Origin of the sequence: Paraburkholderia sp. (genome assembly GCF_035656215.1) — a bacterium.
Taxonomy (GTDB): domain Bacteria; phylum Pseudomonadota; class Gammaproteobacteria; order Burkholderiales; family Burkholderiaceae; genus Paraburkholderia.
This window is the reverse complement of the sequence record NZ_DASRSY010000299.1, coordinates 1-20107: the sequence shown is the minus strand read 5'-3', so window position 1 is coordinate 20107 and position 20107 is coordinate 1. Positions and strand designations below refer to the sequence as shown.

Sequence of the window (20107 nt, the reverse complement as noted above, 5' to 3'; positions counted from 1 at the left end):
TCATCCTGCCGACTTCGACCGCCTGCTCGCGGATATCGAAGCCGAAGCGGATTTGCAGCGTCGCTCGCTGACCGAGTTGCGCATGGTGCTGGACCCCGGGCTGTTGAAGGCAAAGCTGGCGTTGATCGGAGGGGAGCAGAGTGAAACGCGACAGTCACCCTAGACCGTTGTCGGAGGCGCTGGAGGACCACAGCGTCGAAGGCATCGCGATTCTGACCGCGGAACCGGTGCGGCTCGCTCGCGCGCTGATCTGGGCGATGGTCGCGCTGGTGGTGGCCGGCTTGCTGTGGTCGTTCGTGGGTCGCGCGGATGTGATCGTCAGCGCGCAAGGCACGCTCTCGCCGGAATCCGAGGTGCGCCGCATCTATGCGCCGATTGACGGCGAACTCGCCGACCTGTACATCGCCGAGGGGCAACCGGTATCGAAGGGCGACGTGCTGGCGCGGCTGAATGCGCGCGGCGCGATCGAGGCAGCGAGCAACGCACTGCAGGCGCAGCTCAAACTCGAAGATGCCGAACGCGACTGGAAGCAGTTCCCCGAGAAGAAAGCGCTGATGGAGCGCAAGGCGGCTGCGCTGAAGGCGCAGATGGAAGTGGAATCCCATCAACATGAGAATCGCGTCTCCGAAGGCACGACCAAGCTCGCCGAGGGCCAGAAGGCCGAGCTCGATGAAGCGCGTAGCGTGCTCGACAACGCACGTCGCACGCGTGAGGCGGCGCGCCAGGAACTGGACCGCTACTCGCGGCTTTTTGCACAACCGGGTGGCGGCGGTATCGCCGAGTTGCAGGTGGAGCAGAAACGCACCGCTGCGATGGAAGCGGATAACGCCTACCGTGTCGCGCAATCGAAACTCGCAGAACTGGATTTTCGCCTGAGCCACGAATACGCGAAAGCTAACGCGCAACTTGAAACCAGCGGGCAGCAGACCACCGACCTGCAACTCCAGTACGACTCGGCGGTCCGCGACATCACCGACGCGGAAGACAAGCTGCGTCTGCAACTGCAGACCGCACGCCTCGTGGCCGAAGCCGCCGCGCGGATCCGCTTCGAGAACATCGACAAAGACAATTTCCTGCTGATCCTTGCACCGGTCTCCGGCGTCATCACCGACGTGACCTCCACGCAGCGGGGCGACAAGATCCAGGCGAACGCGCCGCTCGGCGGCATCGCGCCGAAAGATGCGAAGCCGGTGCTGAAGATCGAAATCGCCGAACACGATCGTGCTTTTCTGCACGAGGGCCAAACGGTGAAGCTGAAATTCAACGCGTTCCCGTATCAGCGCTATGGGCTGATCAGCGGCACGCTCGCCTATATTTCGCCGGCCACCAAGCCGTCCTTGCTGGACAAGCAACCGGTGTACGAAGGCCGCGTCACGCTCGACAAGAACTACTACCAGATCGCCGACACCCGCTATCCGCTGCGCTACGGCATGACGGCGAGCGCGGAGATTGTGGTGCGCGAGCGGCGCCTGATCGATCTGGGTCTCGATCCGTTCAGGCAGGTGGCGGGGTGAGCGCGCCGATTACACGTCAATCAAAGGAGCGGATGACATGACCGCGATAGTGCGAATCGATGACGAAGTCGTGGACGTTTCCGAGTTCATTCGTCTTCTGAAATTGACCGGCCAGTTCGAGAGTCTGATCGAGCAGATTGTGCGCGACAAGCTCACGGTGCATGCGGCAAAGAAACAAGGCATTACCGTTACTGCCGACGAAATCCAGCAGCGCGCCGATCAGTTCCGTCGTGTGCGCGGCTTGCATCGCGCAACGGATATGAATCAGTACCTCGACGCGCTCGCCGTGAGTCTCGACGAGTTCGAGGCGTTCATTACGGACGGGCTGTATCAGGAGAAGATGCTCGACGTAGTCGGCAACGAGGCGGCGATCCGGGATTACTTCGCGCTGAATTCGCCGAAGTTCGACGCGATCGAGGTGAGCCATATCGTGCTCGACAGCGAGGGCAAGGCGAAGGAAATGATCTCGTACCTGCACGACGATCCCGACAGTTTCGCTGACATGGCGCGCGAGCATTCGATTGCGGACTCGCGCGAAGCCGGCGGCGTGATCGGCAAGGTATTGCGCGGATCGTTGAAGCCGGACATCGAAGCGAAGATTTTCAACGCGGCGGTGGGCGACCTGCTCGGGCCGTTTCCATCGGCGGATCGTTCGTGCTTCGAGATTTTCGCCGTGACGGCGAAATATCCGGCGACGCTCGATGCGGATGTGGCCGCTGAAGTGCGGCGTCTGCTGCGTGAGAGCTGGCTGATTGCGCGTTCGCAGGAACACGTGATCGAAGCGCGCTAGCCGCATATTTCGCGTCACACCGCATCGCGCCGCAACGAAAAACATAGACGCGCAAAGCAAAGTCGAACCGAGGTCCGCAAGCATATGGACGCACCCCAGACCGCGCCCTCCACAGCCGAATTTCTCACCTCTGTGGAAATCCTCTCGCCGTTTTCGCGCGACGAGATCGAGCGTCTTGCCGAATATGCACAGGCACGCTTTTATTCGTTCGGGGAAACCGTGTGCTCGACGGGTGAAACGGCTGACGGTCTTTACGTGGTTCGCTCGGGTTCGGTACGTATCTTCACCGAGGAGCACGGCAAGGAAACCAGTATGGGCGTGCGCAAAACCGGCGAGATTTTCGCCGACATTGCGATGTTGCGCGCGTATGTGCATGAGGCGTCGGTGCGGGCCTCAGCGAAAACGGAGTTGCTGTTCATTCCTCGCGGCGCGATCGAACCGGTGATCGCGGGCAATCAGGCCGCGTTGGCGTTTATTGCCAGCTACGTGGCGATCAGTTCGGCTGGCGGTTTCGTCGCACAGTTGTTCGATCTGCGCGGCAAACTCAACAAGGCAGAGCTCGAAGAATATGTGCGCAGCGTCGGCGTGAAACGGGTGGCTGCCGGCAAAGAAATTCTCAAGCAGGATGGGCGCGACGATCGGCGGCTCTATGTGGTGCGGCAAGGTGGCGTGCGCATTGTCCGTCATGAGGAAGGTCACGACTACACGCTTGCGACGCTGGGTGAAGGCGAAATCTTCGGCGAGAAAGCGTGTTTGATGCGGCAGGAGCAGATGGCGTCGGTGGTGGCAACGACCGATACGCGGCTGCTGGTGATCCCCGAGCGAACCGTCCACTTCATTCTGGAGCGCAATCCGAAGCTGCGCGAAGTTCTGGATGAGCGGATTCGCTACGGCGACCGCGAGTTGCAACGGCAAAAGCGCCTCGAACAGCGGCGAAAATTGCCATTGATGCTTGATTTGCAGACCAAACCCGAGTTCGGCGAGAAGGTCATCAAGCGCTTTGCGCTGGTCGAGCAGGCTGAAGAAATGGATTGTGGCGCCGCGTGTCTCGCCATGGTATGCCGGCACTACAGCATCCCAATGACGCTCGGCAAGCTGCGTGAACTCGCCAACGTCACAACGCAAGGCGCCACACTCGACAGTCTCGCGCGCGCGGGCGAATCGCTCGGTTTCACTGCACGCGGCGTGCAATGCACATTCGATTCATTGCGCGGCTTCGATCTGCCCTTCATTGTGCATTGGGAGGGTTACCACTACGTCGTGGTGTACGGGCTTTCGAAGGAATACGTGTGGGTCGCCGATCCGGCACTCGGTTTCAGAAAAATGACGGTCGAGGATTTCGAGCGCGGCTGGAGCGGCACCTGTCTGTTATTCACAGGTGGACCGAATCTCTTGCAGATGTCGGCCGCACGTTCGCCGTGGATACGCTTTGTTGGCTACCTCAGACCGTACAAGAAGATTCTCGGGCACCTGTTTCTTGCCACCTTCGTGATTCAGGTGCTCGGCGTGATTCCGCCGCTGATCATCCAGAACATTCTCGACGGCGTGATCGTGCATCAGAACGTCAGCCTGCTGCATCTGCTGATCGGCGGATTGATCATCGCCAACGTGTTTTCGCAATTGATGTCATCGATTCGCGCGTATCTCGCGAATTTCATGGTGCGCAATATGGACTTCGCGATGATGTCGCAGTTCTTCAAGCACACCATGTCATTGCCGTTTTCGTTTTTTGCCAAACGGAAAACCGGCGATATCTTCGCGCGCTTCCAGGAGAACCAGACGATCCGCGCCTTCCTCACCGAATCCACGGTGACCACCGCGCTCAATCTGCTGATGGTGTTCATCTACTTCACGATCATGTTCGTCTACAACGTGAAGATGACGCTGGTACTGATCGCGTTCGTGATACCGATCATGGCGCTGACCGCGCTGGCCACGCCGAAGATCAAGAACTATGCGCGCGAGGTGTTCACGGCGTCGACCGAATCGAAGTCATTTTTGATGGAAGCGCTCGCGGGTGTCGAGACCATCAAGGGCATGGGCATCGAGCGGCCGGTACGGTTGCGCTGGGAGAAGAAGTACGCGAAGGCGCTTGAAGTGCAATACCGGGCGCATGCCTTCAGCATTCTCGTTGGGCTTGGCAGCCAGTTGCTCAACGCGGCGACGACGATCGCCATCCTCTGGGTCGGCGCGAATCTGGTGCTGGCGCGTGAAATGACCATCGGTCAACTGATCGCGTTCAATGCGTTCATGGGCAGCGTGCTGGGTCCGCTGATGGGCCTGGTCGGCTTATGGAGCATGTTGAACGACGCAGGCGTGGCGATGGAGCGCCTCGGCGACGTGCTCGATATCGAGCCGGAACAGAAACCGCAGGATTTGCCTTCGCGCGTGATGCTGCCTGAACTGCAGGGCGAAATCAGCCTCAACGGGGTCTATTTCCGCTACGGCGAGAACGATTCGGCGTATGTACTGGAAAATATCAGCTTCGAGATCAAGCCCGGCGAACTGGTGGCAATTGTAGGCCGCAGCGGTTCGGGCAAGACGACACTCGCCAAGATGCTGGTCGGCTTCTACGCACCGACCGAAGGCAAGATGACGATCGACGGCTACGACCTTGGCGTGGTCGATAAAGCCTACTATCGCGCGCAGATTGGCTACGTCATGCAGAGCAATCTGCTGTTTTCCGGCACGATTGCCGAGAACATTGCAAGCGGCGACGACGCGCCCGAACGGCGCCGTATCGAAGAAGTCGCGAAAATGGCCGACGCGCACGCGTTCATCAGCAAGATGCCGCTCGGCTACGAGCAGATTGTCGGCGAACGCGGCATTGGTTTGTCCGGCGGCCAGATCCAGCGGTTGTGTATCGCGCGGGCGCTGTATCACGATCCACGTCTGCTGGTATTCGACGAAGCGACCTCGGCGCTGGACTCGCAATCAGAAAGCAATATCCTTGGCAATATGCATGACATTCTGAAGGGCCGAACGGCGGTGATCATTGCGCATCGGCTTAGCACCATCATGCGTGCGGACAAGATTCTGGTGTTGTATGAAGGGGCGATTGTCGAACAGGGCCGTCACGATGAACTGATCCAGCGCGGCGGCATGTACTACCAGTTGGTCCAGAAACAGTTGAGTGCGTGATGAAGATACTCGACCAGGTAGAAGAGCCCAGCCCGGCGGTTTCGTACGCGGGCCTGATCGAGCGGATCGAAATCCTGCGTTCGACGCTGCGCTGGTCGTCCCGGCTCGAGCGCACCGACATCGACAAGCTGCTCCGGCAGGCCACCTCGCTACGCGACGAGGTCATGCAACTCTCACACAGGGAGCGGTTTGTGCAGGCCGCAACCGCCGCTGAGCCTGCTGCATCTGCCGATCAATCGCGCGGCGCGCGTAGAAAGGCATTGATCGAGCGCAGTTTCATTTTCGAAGGGACATTTGGCGACAATCCGCGTTTGCTCGAATCGCTCGAAATCGCCGAGAAAGCGGCGCCGACCGATTTGCCGGTATTGATCGACGGCGAAAGTGGCACCGGCAAGGAGCTGATGGCGAAGGTGATTCACGCGAATGGCTCGCGCTCGGACAAGCCGTTTATCTCCGTGAATTGCGGCGCGATTCCGGAGAATCTGCTGGAGTCGGAATTGTTTGGTCATCGCAAGGGCGCGTTCACGGGGGCCTCGAATGACCGCAAGGGAAAATTCGAAAGTGCGCATACTGGCACGATCTTTCTCGACGAAATCGGCGAGTTGCCGCTGGCCGGTCAGGTGAAGTTGTTGCGCGTGCTGGAAGCGCACGAGATTCAGCGTGTGGGCTCCGATGAGACAATTGCCGTCGATACGCGCATCGTCGCGGCAACCAATCGCAACCTGCGGAGACTCAGCGAAGAGGGCAAGTTCCGCGAGGATCTGTTCTACCGTCTCAGCGTGATCCACGTCACGTTGCCGCCACTGCGCGAGAGACGCGATGAGATACCGCTGCTGATCGCGTGGTTCGGCGACGAGGCCGCGGGCACGCTAAAACGCAGGCCGGTTAGATTGACGCCGCGTTTGCGCGACTTTCTGCTGAACTATGCGTATCCGGGCAATATCCGCGAACTGCGCAACGTGATGTATCGCGTGTCGTGTCTGGCTGGAGATATGGCGGATATCGATCATCTGCCGGTGGATATGCGGCCGGCCGCGCCTGGCTCAACCGCGGCTTTGTCCAATGCGGCCGCTGCGACGGGGCAGGAGCCAATCAGCGTCGCGAATCTGATGTCGCTGAGCGACGCGAAGCGCGCCGCGAGCGACGACGCGGAAAAAGCTTTCCTGGAGCGCGGCCTTCGCGAAGTAAGCGGCACCGTCGCGGAACTGGCCCGGCGTATCGATATGAACCGCTCGCATCTGCAGATGCTTCTGAAGAAGCATGGCCTGCATTCGAAGGATTTTCGCAATCGCAATGCGCCGCCGACGGGCAAGAACGGCGCTGACGAGCATGATGAAGAAGACAGCGATAGTTGATGCTGTGTGCTTGAGGTGCTTGAGGTGCCGTAAAGTGCGCGAAGGTGCCTATAGCGTGATCAAGGCAACACGTTCAAGGCGCCGGATTCAGCAGGGTTTTATCGGACGCATACGGATCTTCAGCTTGCACCACAACCGCGGTGACATTGTCACGTCCGCCACGTGCAATGGCCAGCTCAACCAGTTCATCGGACGCACGCTCACACGCCACCGTGGTCAGCACCGCCAGTATTTCCGCATCGCTCACCTCGTTGCTCAGACCGTCGCTGCATAGCAGGAAGACGTCGCCATCCGCGACTTCGATTGCATCGTCATCGAGTTCGAGCACATCCGTTGCGCCGACGGCGCGCGTGATCATGTGCTGCGCCGGGTGATGCCGCGCTTCTTCGTCGGTAATCATGCCGAGCGACTTGAGTTCTTGCACCTGACTATGGTCGCGCGTGAGTTGCTGCAATTGCCCTTCGCGATACAGATAGAGCCGACTGTCGCCGGCCCATAAATAGCCGCAGAACCGGTCGCACGCGAGCAGCACGATGACGGTGCTGCCGATCCGTTGCACCTGGCGGCGCGCGGCTTCGTCTCGCAGTTGGCGGTTGGCCTTTTGCAACCGTGCCCGCGCGTCGGCAATGCAGGTTTTCATGGCGAGCGGCGGTGCGAGCCGGCTCAGCGTATCGATCACCAGGCGGCTCGCCAGATCGCCGACCGCGTGCCCGCCCATGCCATCGGCGACGGCCCAGCGTCCGGGTTCGGGCTGGTCGAGGCAGGCATCTTCGTTGATTTCACGGACGCGTCCGACGTCGGAACGCGCGGACGACGTCCATCGAAATGGGCTCGGACAGGTCACAAGGGCTACACCGTATCGTTTCTGCTGCGTGCGTCGGGCGAGACGTTGATGTTCGAGTTCGCGCCGGTGTTGCGTACATCCACCGACTGGAACGTGTTGATCATCTGGTTAGCATAGAAGTTGTTCGAGATGTCGTACAGGTTCACGACCGGACCGATGCTCGGCGTTTCCCGCACATAGGGCTGAATCCAGCCGTACACCCACGGCGCACCGCCGCCGCCACGGATCGCCGCCATCGCTTTACGGTCGAGCGCGAGGTTCAGCGAGAGGTCGTTCACTGTAATGGAAGCCATGTCGTTCTCGGGTTGGCCGCGTGCGTCGGGCGCGCGGTTGAAAAGGAATTGAACGTGATGCTGCAAGTGCTATGCCAATTTGCGGCTCTATCGCGCGCTTTCTCGTAACCCGTTGATAGCGCGGCGATTCCGCGTGCTTGCGTGTGCGGTGTTTGTTCATGTGGAGGTGCAAGGGTCGGGATGCAGCCAACATCCGGACGTGCGCACCGGTGTAAGGCCCAACACATTGGGCAGACGCCAGGACCCTGAGTAACACTCTCGCTGCGGTTCAGCCGGCGCCCCAAATGATCGACGTTTGCCAACAGATTGCCTTGAATTCTGTCGGCTCACGACGGACACATGCCGCGCTCAAAACACGTAGAAATTCCTGTCAGCCCTTTAAATAAAGGCTTTTTCGCACATGGCCCGGATGATGCAAAAGATCTCGCAACAGTGTTGGATATCGAAGCGAGGCGAGCCATGAACATGAATCATCTTCCGACGAGCAGCGAAGGCCGCGACGCATGCCGCAATGAAGCGTCGACCATCGACCTGCCGATCGGCGCGCATCTCGTCACGCAACGGTGCGGCTACGAACATCACGGCATTTACGTCGGTAATGGCCGCGTCGTCCATTACGCAGGCTTCGCGAGCTCGGCGCATCGCGGCCCGGTTGAAGAGGTGGAATTAAACCGCTTCGCCGCCGGTCATCCATTGACGATCCGCCCGACGCCGAGCGCCCGTTACATCGGCGATGAAGCCGTGCGCCGTGCGCGCTCCCGCCTCGGCGAAAACCGCTACCGCCTGCTGACGAACAATTGCGAGCACTTTTGCGCGTGGTGCCTGCTTGGCGAAAGCCGCAGCGAACAGGTGCATTGCTGCTTAAGGCATCCCCGCGCCGGTATGCGCGCGCTGGTGTGTCTGGTGAAGGCGTTTGTCGAAAGTGGCGCGAAGGATGGTCAGGTTGCCGCCCAGCTCGCGTGAGCGAGCGGGAACGAGTTCAGGGATTCAAGGATTCAAGGAGCGCATCATGGTTGCCGCAGAAAAGACCTTACACTGGGCCGTCGATAAATGGCTCGCGCCGACACCGTCCATGCCCGCGCGTGTCGTGCGGTTTTGCCACAGTGCGTCGCAGCATCGGCGCTACGTCTGCGTGGAAGCACTGCGGCCGGGCGGTTTGCTGTCGATCTTCTTCTTCCGTCACGACGACGGCTCGTGGAACGTGTTCCCGCCGCAAGCCGAGCGGCCCGCCATGAACGGCCACCTCCGCGTGACTGCTTGCTAGCTTTGCGCGCTTTGCATGTGCAAGGCCGCCTCCTTGACGATCCACTGACTGAACAGCAGCATCGCCGGCGTCATCGGTTTACCCTTCAACCACGTCAGCCAGTAGCTGCCCGCATGCACTTCCACTTCGAACGGGCGCACCAGCCGGCCCGTGGCGATCTCGTGATCGAACATCAGCGCAGGCGCCAGCGCGATACCCGCGCCCTGCATGGCCGCTTCCACCATGAGCCGCGACGAATCGAACACCGGTCCGCGAATCGGCCGTGGCGGGATGCCGGCGGCCGCGAACCATGTCATCCAATCGTCGACGCGATAGGAACGCAGCAACGTTTCGTTGGCGAGATCCGTAGGTTCGGACAGACGCCTCGCGATCTCCGGCGCGCACAGAATCGCCAGCGGCGCGTCGAGCAGCCGGGTGGCGAGCGAGCCAGGCCAGGTGCCGTCGCCGAAACGAATCGCGAAGTCGAGGCCTTCCGTGGCGAGATCGACCAGATTGTTGTTCGTCAGCAGCCGCAACTCGACAAACGGATGCGCGTCGCGAAACGACTTGAGTCGCGGCATCAACCAGCCCACCGCAAAGGTGCCCACCACGCCGATCGTCAACACCTCGTGAAAATGGCCGCCGTCGAACTGCTTGAGCACGGCCTCGATACGATCGAACGCATCGGTGAGAACCGGACGGAGCGCCAGGCCTTCGTCCGTCATGGCCAGGCCGCGGGGCAGACGTTTGAAAAGCGCGGTACCCAGCCGCTCCTCCAGCGCTCTGACCTGCTGGCTCACGGCCGCCTGGGTGACATTCAATTCGAGCGCGGCGCGCGTGAAGCTCAGATGCCGCGCGGACGACTCGAAGGCACGCAGCGCATTCAGCGGGAGATACGGTCTCATGGCAAAGGCATAAGATTTTCTGGGGGATCGGCTAACTTATCATCGTTTGCTCCGCGGGTGCAGGAAAACCGATAGCTGCAGCTTCACATAAGGAGTGGCGATGATCACAAGACGGCAGTTCGCGGGTGGGATGCTGGGTATTTCGATAGCTGGGATTGCGGCTGGGAGTGGAGGCGCTTTCGGGAAAGGCAGCGCAGTGCCGCGAGTTCTCCATCCCGGCACGTCCGGCAACTACTGTGGTTCGCGCACGTCGAGCCGCTCCACCTGCTGGGTGTGTTTCGCGACGTCGCCTTCATCGAGTCTCAGCGGCTTGTGGCTAAAGCCCGTGTATAGCGCGAGCTGATCGCTGTAGTGCGGCGAACGGCTGCCATCCGGTGCGACGAAGCCACTTTGACCGGGCGCGACTACATCCCATGCCTGCGCGTTGCCCATCGCAGCGGCGCTGCCGAACACAATCAGATCGTTCTCCGTGCCGCGATTCTGGTACTCCGGGACATGGATCGCTTCGGACGCATCTGCCTGCGGTACACCGAAAAAATTGTTTGCGCGGAATGTGAGCGTCACCGCCGGCGGCTGCCACTGCTCGATGTTGTCGCCGTAGCGCTGGGAGAGCGACTTCCATGCATCGTCGAGCGCGGCGCGGATCACGTCGTCGGGCGACGTGCCGCCGAACAGATCGACGCGCTGCGGCACCCCCGCACGCGGGCCGAGCAGCGCCTCATACAGGATCTTGCTGCCCGTGCTGAGGTTCAGCGAGCCGGTCGGGCCGTCCTGCGTCGTCTCGTAGCCGCTTGCCGTATACCACTTGTCGAACGGTGCGGGTACAGCCTTGGCGACGGTCGCCGCGAGCATCGACGTCAGCCACGCATTCATGATGGCTGAACCAGGTTGAGCGTATTTTCCCGTGTCGCGTGGATCATCGTTGACACCGTTCCAGTGCGCCAGCGTGTCCGCGAGACGGCGGCGCGGGTCTTCGGCCGGAAGCGCCGCCGTCGCCCGTTCGATGAACGGCAGGAAGTGATGCACGTTCAGGTCGGCGCGGCTGGTGTCCTTCAGGATTTGCCAGACGTCGTCGCTATTGAGCGTCGGGTGCGCGTCAATGCGCCGGTCGATTTCGTCGACGCGATCCGCTGCGCCCCACAGGAATGCAAACAGATCGGAGGCCGGGTAACCCTTTTCCGGTGAGTTATTCCAGTTCGCGATATAGCCCGAACGCGGGTTATAAACCTTGGGGTTGGTCGAGAACGGCAACAGTCCGCGCCAGTCCCATTCGCCGGTACCGGGCACTGGCAGGCGTGGATCGTGTCCCTCCCGACGCTGCGGATAGGTACCGGTATGCACGTATCCAATGTTGCCGTCGCGGTCCGCGTAGTACCAGTTGATCGTCAGGGCCTGGCGTGCGGCCTGGGCCGTCCACCTGTTCCAGTCCTGCGCCTGGGCCTGATGGGTCCACGCGAGCAACGACTGGACTTCAAGTCCGTCCCACGCGCGGGCCTTGGCATACGCTGTATGCGTCGCGGCGTCGCGTTGCATCACGATGCCGTGTACCGTGCGATATACGTCGAGCGTCACGGGCGCGGCATCCTTCACGTGGATGATCTCCGTGCGCTTTTGCATCTGCGCCCATGCGCCGTTGTGCCAGTAAAAATCGGCGCGGGAGGGATCGACGCGCTCGGCAAACATATCGACGTCGTCGCCAAAACCCGCCGTCGAGCCCCATGAGATCTTGCCGTTGTATCCGAACAGCATGCAGGGGTACGCGAACGGTGTATTGCCCACGATATTGAAGCCCGCACCATGCAATCCGACGCCATAGGTGTATGCCGGATTGAACCAGCCGAACTGCGGACCATTGAGCATGATCGCCTTCGCACCACGCGCACGATGCTTGCCGATGATCCACATGTTGCTGGTCGTCGGAAAGCCGGCGAGGCCGTTGGCGCCGCTCGCCGCATACTGCGTAAGCACCGTATTGCGGTTGGCAAGTGGGTCGAGCGCGAGCAGCATGCCGTCGGGACCCCGCGCGAGACGCTCGGCCATCGGCGGCGGACCGTCGTAGCGCGGCAGCGTATAGGCGAGCGGGCCGGTGCCGACTTGCGGGCTCAGCTTGACTGGATACGTGCGTTCCTTCGGGGAAATCGTCGTCCGGGCATCCGGATTGACAAGCCATTTCAACTGGTTGAACAGATTCATGCCGTGCGCGTCGCCGTATTTGTCTTTCAACGCCGTGAGCAGAGCAAGGTTGTCCACTTCGCTCGTGCTATCGGAGAAGCGGTTCGCCATCGTGCCGACGAAAACCATTGCCACATCGAACGCACTCCAGTTCGACGGCAGGAAGCCGAAGTCGTTGAACTGCCTGGGCATCAGCGTAGCGGGATGCGCGCGCACCTGCGCAATCCACGCGTTCATGCCATCCGCGTAGCCGTCGAGAATGTCGCGTTCGCTCTTCGGTAATGCTGCGATCTGCCGCTCGATCGACGCAGGCCAGTAGTTGCCGCGTGTCGCCTCGTCGAACTTCACGAATTTCTCGCCGAGCACTTCGGCCACCGTGCCCTGCGTGCTGCGCTTTGCCATCTCCATCTGGAACAGGCGGTCCTGCGCGACCGCATAACCGTAGCCATAAAAGAGCTTGTAGGCGGTATCCGCGTAGATCTGCGGGACCCCGTATTCATCGCGTTTGATCACCACCTGATGCGTGGTGTCAGCCGCGCAGGCAGTAATGGGAAGTAGCGGGAACGCAAGCGCAGTACAGGCGGTAAGCAAGGTTACCGCGGATACGCGACTGGGAAGGCGGACAGGCTGACGCATGATGTCTCCGTGGTTTTTATCGGTTGTGCGTCATCCTAAAATATAACCGTCCGGACGGTCAATTAAAGATGACAACCCACGGTTGCCTGGGTCAACCCTGGTCCAGCGCTTACCCCACTGCTTCCGTTGCCGGAAGAGAAAACCATCGATCGAACGCCGGGCCGGTTCGTCCAAAACCTGGCAACGCGCTGTGCGGGGCGCGTCAAGGTACGTCGATGCGCGCTCCGCCGCGCATGCAATCCACGAAGTACTCCGTGCTTGCGCTGAACACCAGATCCTTGCGGTACATGAGCCCAAGCGTGAGTTGCGACACACGCGCGTCAGTCTCGATCCGTGTCATGCAACCGCGCCGAATCTGTTCGTCGAGCAGAAAATCTGGCCATACGCTGACCACGCCAGGCTCGCCCGCGAGCTCGGCATAAAGACGTTGTGAGGTGCACACGCTGACGCGCTGCGGCACGGGCACGGGTGCGTCTGCGCAGAGTTCGCGCCAGAACGCCGGCAGGCTCTCACGCGTATGGTTATAGAGCCAGTGTGCATCAGCAAGCCGTGCGAGGCGCTGCTCGCCCTCGAGCGGATCGCCGCGCGGCACCGCGAGCGACTGGGTGAACTGCCGCAGAGGAACGACGCGAAGCTCGGCCGTCACGTCGCTGTCAGCGACGAACGCCACGCACAGATCAAAGGAACCGTCGCGCAGTCCGTCGATGATCTGGGTTGGCAGGCATTCGTACACATTCAGTTGTGCGTTGGGCAAGCGGTGGCGGAATGCCCGAATCGCGTCCGGCACGGCGATCGACGCCGCGAGCAACGACACGCCGATCGTCAGCGTCCGGTCAGCCGCCGATTTCATCTGTTCCAGTTCGAGTTCCGCGCGGGCGATCTCCGCGACGACAGTGCGCGCGCGTTTCAGTAACGCTTCCCCGTACGGTGTGAGACGAACGCCTGCACCGCTGCGTACCAGCAGTTGCACGCCGAGACGCGTCTCGAGTTCCTTGATGCTCTTCGTGACAGCCGGCTGGGACAGGCATAGCGCGTCGGCTGCGGCCATCAGCGTGCCATGTTCCGCGATCGCCACGAGGGTTCTCAATTGAGCCGTCTTCATGCTCCCGCGTTCCATAAGCATCCGCTATGAGTATGAGAAATTGGAAATTGACCGATGGACGCCTTCGCCTAGTATGCGGACTCCGGACCAGCCGATTGGCCGGAGTATACAAGGAGGCAACAGTGGAGACGAACACCATCGACGTCGATATCGATGAACTGGTCGCATTGAGACGCGACATTCACGCGAACCCGGAAATCGCATTCGATGAGCACCGTACCAGCGAACTGGTTGCCGCCAAACTGATCGCCTGGGATATCGAAACATATACCGGCATCGGTGGAACCGGCGTAGTGGGTGTCGTACGCGGGCGGCGTGGCGGCGGACGAACGATTGCCCTGCGCGCGGACATGGACGCACTGCCAATGGAGGAGGAAGGCCGGCCACTCCATCGATCGGTGCGACAAGGTGTGTTTCATGGTTGCGGACATGACGGCCACACCGCGATGCTGCTGGGCGCTGCGCGCCACTTCAGCCGCAATCGGGATTTCGCCGGCACTGTCGTGCTGGTGTTCCAGCCCGCGGAGGAAACCGGCGGCGGCGCGAATGCGATGCTCGCCGACGGGCTGGAAGAGCGTTTCGGCTATGACGAAATTTACGCCATGCATAACGCACCGCATTTCCCGCCAGGCACGTTCGGCGTGCGCGACGGCGCGATGCTTGCATCGTGTGACGAAATCGCAATCTCGGTTGGCGGTGTGGGCGGCCACGGTTCGTCGCCGGAAAAGACCCGCGATCCGGTGATGGCCGCGGCGCAACTGATCTGCGCGCTGCAGACCGTGGTAAGCCGCTCGACCGATCCCAGTGCGATGGCGGTAGTGAGCATCGGCAGCATCCATGCGGGCAGCGCGTCAAACGTGATTCCAAGTCATGCGGAGCTGACCGGCACGCTGCGTACCTTCGACGAGAACGTCCGCGCGCTGGTAAAGGCACGCATCCGCACGATTTGCGAGGGCACCGCGGTTGCCACCGAATGCACGATCTCAGTCGATTTTTTCAACAGCTCGCCCGCGACGGTCAATCATCGCGAGCAGGCTAAAGCCGCTGCCGAGGTGGCGGCCGGCGTGTTTGGCGCAGACAACGTGCTGCGTGACTTCGCGCCGCTCAACGGCTCGGAAGACTTCTCCGAGTTTCTGTTGCGGCGGCCAGGCGCCTATGTGCTGCTCGGCCAGGGCGGCGTCTATTGCCACCACCCCGAATTTGATTTCAACGACGACGTGCTGCCGCTGGGCGTGCGCTTCTTCGTGGCGATGACGCATGCACGCCTGTCCGCCTGATTCGAACCCGTTTACTGATCGATCTACTTGAGGAAAACCGGATGAAGAACCATTTATTGCGCCCGCGCGGCGGGTTGGTCACCGTCGCCTGCGCGGTAGCCATGGCGGCCGCGTCGATGACCAGCGGCACGGCGACCGCGGCCACTCTGCGCTTCGGTACCGACCCGACCTATCCGCCTTATGAGTACAAGCTCCCTGACGGCAGCCTCGCGGGAATCGATATTGACATCGGCAACGCGCTGTGCGCCGCCGCGCACGTGCAATGCGTGTGGGTGGAAGGCAGCTTCGACGGCCTGATCGCCGGGCTGCAGTCCCGCAAGTTCGATGCGATCAATGCGTCGATGGCGCCGACCGCACAGCGTCGCGCGGTGATGGACTTCTCACAGCCGCTGTATGCAGCCGACATCCGGCTGGTCGCGGCGCGAGGCAGCCATCTGATGCCCAATGCGGCGTCGCTCGCCGGCAAACGTATCGGCGTGCTGCAAGGCTCGACCCAGACGGCGTTCGTGAAGGCCAATTGGGAAACGCACGGCGTGATCGTGCGTGAGTATCAGGATCAGGACAGCATCTATGCGGACCTCGTGAACGGGCGGCTGGACGGCACCGTCGTGGTCGGCGCAGCAGCGCGCCTCGGCTTTCTCGGCAAGCCACAAGGCGCGCGCTTCGAGATCGCCGGCCCGCGCATTGAAGACCCCGCCATTCTCGGCGCCAGCAGCGTGATAGGCGTGCGCAAGGGCGATAGCAAAACGCTTCAGGCACTCGACGCGGCACTTGCCAGGATTCGGCAGGACGGCACCATGACACGTCTCGAACAGAAGTATTTCGGCTCGGACGCGGCGGGGAAATAAGCCTCGAACGGGGCGCGCGAACCCTGCGGGCAGCAATAACGACACGGCGGCGGAACAACCGCCCGGCTATCCCGTGGCGGCGTCGTCGACAACTCTTATAAACAGACACGAGACACAGATTGAAAACAACACTGATTGGAGCGTTCCTGCTCACCGCGACTGCAACGACGGCAACGACGGCACACGCGCAAGGCAGCGTCACGCTGTTCGGACTGGTCGACGAGGGGCTCGACTACACCAGCAGCATACGCGGCCATTCACTGTGGGAAATGGCGAGCGGCGATGCACAAGGCAGCCGCTGGGGAATCAAGGGTTCCGACGACCTGGGTGGCGGGATCAAAGCGGTGTTTCAGTTGGAGAACGGTTTTGACGTCAATTCCGGCCGGCTGATGGAGGGAGGGCGCGAGTTTGGCCGTCAGGCGTATGTGGGCGTGTCCAGCGCCAATGTCGGCACGCTGACGTTTGGCCGGCAGTATGACTCTCTGGTCGAATTTCTCGGGCCGCTGACGGCGAACGGCAACTGGGGCGGCTACCTCTTCGAGCATCCATACGATAACGACAACACCGACAATTCGTTCCGGCTCGACAATGCGGTGCAGTTTTACAGCGCGAATTTCGCGGGCTTCCAGTTCGGCGCGACCTATGCGTTCTCGAACAATCCAGGTCAGTTCTCGACCAACAACGCACAGAGCGTCGGCGCGAGCTACACGAACGGTGGCCTGACAGTCGCTGCCGCGTATCTGAATGTCGCGAATCCCGGCGCGAATGCGTTCGGCGCGGTGACCACGAACGACGCGGGCTTCGTCGCGGCACGCCAGCGCATGTACGGTGCGGGTGTGAACTACCAGCTCGACAAGGTGTTGCTGGGTTTCGTGTATAGCCATGCGGCACTGCGTGACCCCACCGCTTATGCGTACATCAGCGGGTCGATCGTGCCGGATGGGCAGCGTGTGTCGTCGCTGACGTTCGACAACTTCGAAGTCAACGCGAACTGGTCCATCACGCCCGCGACAATGCTCGGCGCGATGTACGACTTTACGCAAGCGAAGCTCGATGCGTCAGGCGGCACGTCGAAGCCGAAGTGGCATACGTTCGGGCTGATGCTCGATTACAACCTGTCGAAACGCACGGATATCTACGCGCAGGCGAGCTATCAGAAGTCGATCAATGCCCACAGCGGCACGGCACTGGACCTGGCATATACCGGCGGAGCCGACGATTCGGCGTCGACGGACAAGCAGTTCGTGGGCCGGGTTGGGGTCCGGCATAAATTCTGACCTCGCGCGCCGAAGCGGGTATCGTGCGGCGCGCGAAATGAAGGCGGACCAGTTTCTGCCCGCGGACACGACGTTGCGATCGTCAAAGTATTTGAACAATTTGAGCGAACAGGATCATCGCAACCCGTGGACTTGGGTATTTTCATTACTAGCCCCACATCATGGCGTAAAATTTCAGCTTCGATATGAAGCAACGTGACTTACGCTAACTCATGCCAACGCCAGCGGACAAATCAAACTCGAAGGAAAGCGAAGGCGTTGCCGTCATCGATCGTGCTTGCGCGATTCTGTTCGCCTTCAGGCCAGATGACGCCGCGCTCACGCTCGCCGAACTCGCGGCGCGCACGGGTCTCTACAAGAGCACGCTGTTGCGTCTCGCGGGCTCGCTGATCCAGCACCGCTTGTTGCTGCGTCTGGACGACGGCCGCTATCAACTCGGCGCCGCGACTTTCATGCTTGGCGCGCTGTACCAGCGTAGCCTGAACCTTGGCGATATTCTGGTGCCGCTGATGCGCGAACTCGCGGAAACGAGCGGCGAAAGCGTGTCCTTCTATGTACGCGACGAGGCGGTGCGTGTGTGCCTGCATCGTGTGGACTCAACGCATGCGGTGCGCTTTCACGTGCGTGAAGGCGACGTGCTGCCGCTGGAAAGCGGCTCGGGCGGACATGCGTTGATGGCGTTCGGCGGCACGCCGGGCGAGCCGTACGAGAAGATTCGCGAGAACTTCTACTGTGTGTCGATCGGCGAGCGCGATCGGGAGACGGCCGGGATTTCGATGCCGGTATTCGGTGTGCGCCAGAGTTTGCGTGGCGTGCTGACGCTCGCGGGCCCGAGTTCTCGCATCGATCAGGCGTTCCTCGAGGGCAATCTTGGCGCGCTGTTCGATTGCGCCGCGCGCGCAACCGATGCTTTGGGCGGCGACTCACGCGCGATGCGCAACGCGCAGCGGCGCGCGGCCGCAGTTCAGGACAGGTGACGCTCGGGCTTGCCCGTATAGGTGTAGCTCATCTGGCGCGGCATTGGGCCTTTGTTGCGCTCGTTGCGTCCGCGCTGCTCCCATGCATGGGAAAGAATGCCGACTGCGCGTGACAGGCAGAACACCCCGCGTGCCAGCTCCGGCGCAAAGCCAAGTTCCGCGTAAATCACGGCGGTTGCACCGTCGATATTCATTGGCACGGGCTTGTTCTTGCGTTGCTTGAGCAAGGCTTCAATGCCGCGCGCGATAGCGGCGTATTGTCCGCTGATACTTTTCTGTTCGACGCTCTCGTCCACGAGCGAAAGCAGCCGGATTGCCCGCGGATCCACCGGATGAAAGCGGTGTCCGAAGCCGGGCAAATACTTGCCATGTTCGGCGGTAAAAGCATCGACACCTTGCTCGACGGCTTCTTCCAACGTGGCGCCCGCTTGCATGCGTTCAGCGATCGAGTCGTACAGTTCGACCGCTTGCTGACCGGCGCCGCCATGCACGTCGTCCAACGCGTTGATCGCCGAAGCCATCGCGCCGTTCAATGGCAAACCGCAACTGGTCGCCATTCGCGAGATCGCAATCGAGGGCGCATGCGGACCGTGATCCACCGACGCAACCAGCGCCGCCTCGAACAAGCGTGCTTGTGCAGCGTCAGGCAGTTCGCCGCGCAGCATCAGCCAGATCATCTGCGGGAAGCTGACGTTGCCGATCAACTCCTGAATCGGGAAACCGCGCACCTTGATCGAGCCAGGATGAATATCGATGATCGAGGTACTCCAGTACTCGGCGGCGAGCTTGGCGGCGTCGAATGCTTGCGTCATGTTCAGATCACTCCTTCGGAGCGTAGATGGTCGATTTGCGCGTCGTCGTAACCGAGCAATGCCAGATGCTCACGTGTGTGAGCCGATAGAACCGGCGCAGGTGTAGTCGGCGCCGTGTCGCCATCGGAGAGACGAAAGCCCGCACGCGTCACGCGTTGCCGCTCAGTGGTACCGTCACCGGCAAATTCGCGGATGAACTCGCGCGATTCCAGATGTGGATGTGCGAGGATCTCCGGCACCGACATCACGCGTCCGGCCGGCACACCGGCTTCGAAGAATTTGGCTTCCCAGTTGGTCGCACTGTCGCTTGCCAGCGCCGCTTCGATTTCGGCCTTCAATGCCGCGCGATTCGCTTTGCGCGCGTTGCGCTCGGAAAAGCGCGCGTCGTCGAGCAGATCGGCGCGGCCGATCAGATGGCATAGACTGGCGAACTGCTTGTTCTCGTTCGCGGCGATATTGAGCGGCCCGTCGCCGGTTTTGAAGGTGCCCGACGGCGCGGCGGTGAAGTTCTCGTTGCCCATCGGCACAGGCGTGACACCGGCATTCAGGTAGTTCGAGACGACCCAGCCCATTGTTGCAAGCGTGGCTTCCAGCATCGAGACGTCGAGCATGCGGCCGTGTCCACTCGCGCGCGCATCGAGCAACGCGGCGCAGATGCCGAACGCAGCCGTGAGACCGCCCACAGTGTCCGACACCGGATAACCGACGCGCATCGGTGCGCTGTCGGCATCGCCGGTTACGCTCATCACGCCTGAGATGCCCTGAATGATCTGATCATAGGCGGGGCGTTTCGAAAACTCGCCATCCATGCCGAAGCCCGAGATCGCGCAATAGACGAGTTTCGGATTGATCTCGCGTAGCGCGTCGAAATCAAGGCCGAGTCGCGTCATCACACCGGGGCGGAAATTTTCGACCAGCACG

At 61.3% G+C, this 20107-nt stretch carries 17 protein-coding genes and 1 pseudogene; 11 read left to right on the top strand and 7 right to left on the bottom strand.

Features of this window, described 5'->3' with window-relative positions:
- Positions 1 to 140: 140 nt before the first annotated feature.
- The 4 genes from VFE81_RS16820 (at position 141) to VFE81_RS16805 (ending at position 6800) form a co-directional block, all read left to right on the top strand.
- Positions 141 to 1514, top strand: coding sequence for an HlyD family efflux transporter periplasmic adaptor subunit (locus VFE81_RS16820; RefSeq protein ID WP_325045681.1), 1374 nt, complete (start codon positions 141 to 143; stop codon positions 1512 to 1514).
- Positions 1515 to 1551: 37 nt separating this feature from the next.
- The gene (locus VFE81_RS16815) at positions 1552 to 2304 is read left to right on the top strand and encodes a peptidylprolyl isomerase (protein WP_325045680.1); all 753 of its coding nucleotides are present in this window, start codon (positions 1552 to 1554) and stop codon (positions 2302 to 2304) included.
- Positions 2305 to 2388: 84 nt separating this feature from the next.
- Complete coding sequence (locus VFE81_RS16810; RefSeq protein WP_325045679.1) at positions 2389 to 5445, top strand: peptidase domain-containing ABC transporter; 3057 nt, start codon at positions 2389 to 2391, stop codon at positions 5443 to 5445.
- On the top strand, positions 5442 to 6800 hold the full coding sequence (locus VFE81_RS16805; RefSeq protein ID WP_325045678.1) for a sigma-54 interaction domain-containing protein: 1359 nt from the start codon (positions 5442 to 5444) through the stop codon (positions 6798 to 6800). The genes VFE81_RS16810 and VFE81_RS16805 overlap by 4 nt, the downstream gene beginning before the upstream one ends.
- Before the next feature lie 73 nt (positions 6801 to 6873).
- On the opposite strand, the gene VFE81_RS16800 is transcribed toward VFE81_RS16805, so the two are convergent.
- Positions 6874 to 7644: a PP2C family protein-serine/threonine phosphatase gene (locus VFE81_RS16800; protein ID WP_325045677.1), complete on the bottom strand. Its 771-nt coding sequence runs from the start codon at positions 7642 to 7644 to the stop codon at positions 6874 to 6876.
- Between the two features lie 5 nt (positions 7645 to 7649).
- Entirely contained in the window at positions 7650 to 7937 is a 288-nt protein-coding gene (locus VFE81_RS16795; RefSeq protein ID WP_054035641.1) for a hypothetical protein, read from the bottom strand.
- 459 nt (positions 7938 to 8396) lie between these two features.
- Here VFE81_RS16795 and VFE81_RS16790 point away from each other — a divergent pair, with 459 nt between their 5' ends.
- Entirely contained in the window at positions 8397 to 8900 is a 504-nt protein-coding gene (locus VFE81_RS16790; protein ID WP_325045676.1) for a lecithin retinol acyltransferase family protein, read from the top strand.
- A gap of 46 nt (positions 8901 to 8946) precedes the next feature.
- Positions 8947 to 9201, top strand: coding sequence for a hypothetical protein (locus tag VFE81_RS16785; protein ID WP_325045675.1), 255 nt, complete (start codon positions 8947 to 8949; stop codon positions 9199 to 9201).
- On the opposite strand, the gene VFE81_RS16780 is transcribed toward VFE81_RS16785, so the two are convergent.
- The 3 genes from VFE81_RS16780 to VFE81_RS16770 form a co-directional block, all read right to left on the bottom strand.
- A complete protein-coding gene (locus VFE81_RS16780; protein ID WP_325045674.1) occupies positions 9198 to 10085 on the bottom strand; it encodes a LysR family transcriptional regulator in 888 nt (295 codons plus the stop codon). The two genes, VFE81_RS16785 and VFE81_RS16780, sit on opposite strands and share 4 nt — an antisense overlap.
- A gap of 231 nt (positions 10086 to 10316) precedes the next feature.
- On the bottom strand, positions 10317 to 12893 hold the full coding sequence (locus VFE81_RS16775; protein ID WP_325045673.1) for a penicillin acylase family protein: 2577 nt from the start codon (positions 12891 to 12893) through the stop codon (positions 10317 to 10319).
- Between the two features lie 202 nt (positions 12894 to 13095).
- Positions 13096 to 13995: a LysR family transcriptional regulator gene (locus tag VFE81_RS16770; RefSeq protein WP_325045672.1), complete on the bottom strand. Its 900-nt coding sequence runs from the start codon at positions 13993 to 13995 to the stop codon at positions 13096 to 13098.
- Between the two features lie 122 nt (positions 13996 to 14117).
- On the opposite strand from VFE81_RS16770, the gene VFE81_RS16765 reads away from it, so the two are divergent.
- The 5 genes and pseudogenes from VFE81_RS16765 (at position 14118) to VFE81_RS16745 (ending at position 18374) form a co-directional block, all read left to right on the top strand.
- Positions 14118 to 15272 carry an amidohydrolase gene (locus VFE81_RS16765; protein WP_325045671.1) on the top strand — a complete coding sequence of 385 codons (1155 nt, stop codon included), beginning with the start codon at positions 14118 to 14120 and terminating at the stop codon, positions 15270 to 15272.
- Between the two features lie 41 nt (positions 15273 to 15313).
- Positions 15314 to 16120 carry an ABC transporter substrate-binding protein gene (locus VFE81_RS16760; RefSeq protein WP_325045670.1) on the top strand — a complete coding sequence of 269 codons (807 nt, stop codon included), beginning with the start codon at positions 15314 to 15316 and terminating at the stop codon, positions 16118 to 16120.
- A 119-nt stretch (positions 16121 to 16239) separates the two neighbouring features.
- On the top strand, positions 16240 to 17397 hold the full coding sequence (locus VFE81_RS16755; protein ID WP_325045669.1) for a porin: 1158 nt from the start codon (positions 16240 to 16242) through the stop codon (positions 17395 to 17397).
- A 13-nt stretch (positions 17398 to 17410) separates the two neighbouring features.
- Positions 17411 to 17521: pseudogene (locus tag VFE81_RS16750) on the top strand (IS6 family transposase); the annotation flags it as partial.
- A gap of 88 nt (positions 17522 to 17609) precedes the next feature.
- Positions 17610 to 18374, top strand: coding sequence for an IclR family transcriptional regulator (locus VFE81_RS16745; RefSeq protein WP_325045668.1), 765 nt, complete (start codon positions 17610 to 17612; stop codon positions 18372 to 18374).
- Here VFE81_RS16745 and VFE81_RS16740 read toward each other — a convergent pair.
- Both VFE81_RS16740 and VFE81_RS16735 read right to left on the bottom strand, forming a co-directional pair.
- Complete coding sequence (locus tag VFE81_RS16740) at positions 18362 to 19186, bottom strand: citryl-CoA lyase (protein ID WP_325045667.1); 825 nt, start codon at positions 19184 to 19186, stop codon at positions 18362 to 18364. The genes VFE81_RS16745 and VFE81_RS16740 overlap by 13 nt on opposite strands.
- A gap of 2 nt (positions 19187 to 19188) precedes the next feature.
- On the bottom strand, positions 19189 to 20107 hold a 919-nt coding region (locus tag VFE81_RS16735), incomplete at its 5' end, for a CoA transferase (RefSeq protein WP_325045666.1).

Excerpts from the sequence above, each read along its gene's own strand:
- VFE81_RS16815 (WP_325045680.1), top strand. The coding sequence starts at position 1,552 with ATGACCGCGATAGTGCGAATCGATGACGAAGTCGTGGACGTTTCCGAG.
- VFE81_RS16785 (WP_325045675.1), top strand. The coding sequence starts at position 8,947 with ATGGTTGCCGCAGAAAAGACCTTACACTGGGCCGTCGATAAATGGCTC.
- VFE81_RS16760 (WP_325045670.1), top strand. The coding sequence starts at position 15,314 with ATGAAGAACCATTTATTGCGCCCGCGCGGCGGGTTGGTCACCGTCGCC.
- VFE81_RS16775 (WP_325045673.1), bottom strand. The coding sequence starts at position 12,893 with ATGCGTCAGCCTGTCCGCCTTCCCAGTCGCGTATCCGCGGTAACCTTG.
- VFE81_RS16780 (WP_325045674.1), bottom strand. The coding sequence starts at position 10,085 with ATGAGACCGTATCTCCCGCTGAATGCGCTGCGTGCCTTCGAGTCGTCC.
- VFE81_RS16795 (WP_054035641.1), bottom strand. The coding sequence starts at position 7,937 with ATGGCTTCCATTACAGTGAACGACCTCTCGCTGAACCTCGCGCTCGAC.
- VFE81_RS16790 (WP_325045676.1), top strand. The coding sequence starts at position 8,397 with ATGAACATGAATCATCTTCCGACGAGCAGCGAAGGCCGCGACGCATGC.
- VFE81_RS16810 (WP_325045679.1), top strand. The coding sequence starts at position 2,389 with ATGGACGCACCCCAGACCGCGCCCTCCACAGCCGAATTTCTCACCTCT.
- VFE81_RS16745 (WP_325045668.1), top strand. The coding sequence starts at position 17,610 with ATGCCAACGCCAGCGGACAAATCAAACTCGAAGGAAAGCGAAGGCGTT.
- VFE81_RS16740 (WP_325045667.1), bottom strand. The coding sequence starts at position 19,186 with ATGACGCAAGCATTCGACGCCGCCAAGCTCGCCGCCGAGTACTGGAGT.
- VFE81_RS16770 (WP_325045672.1), bottom strand. The coding sequence starts at position 13,995 with ATGAAGACGGCTCAATTGAGAACCCTCGTGGCGATCGCGGAACATGGC.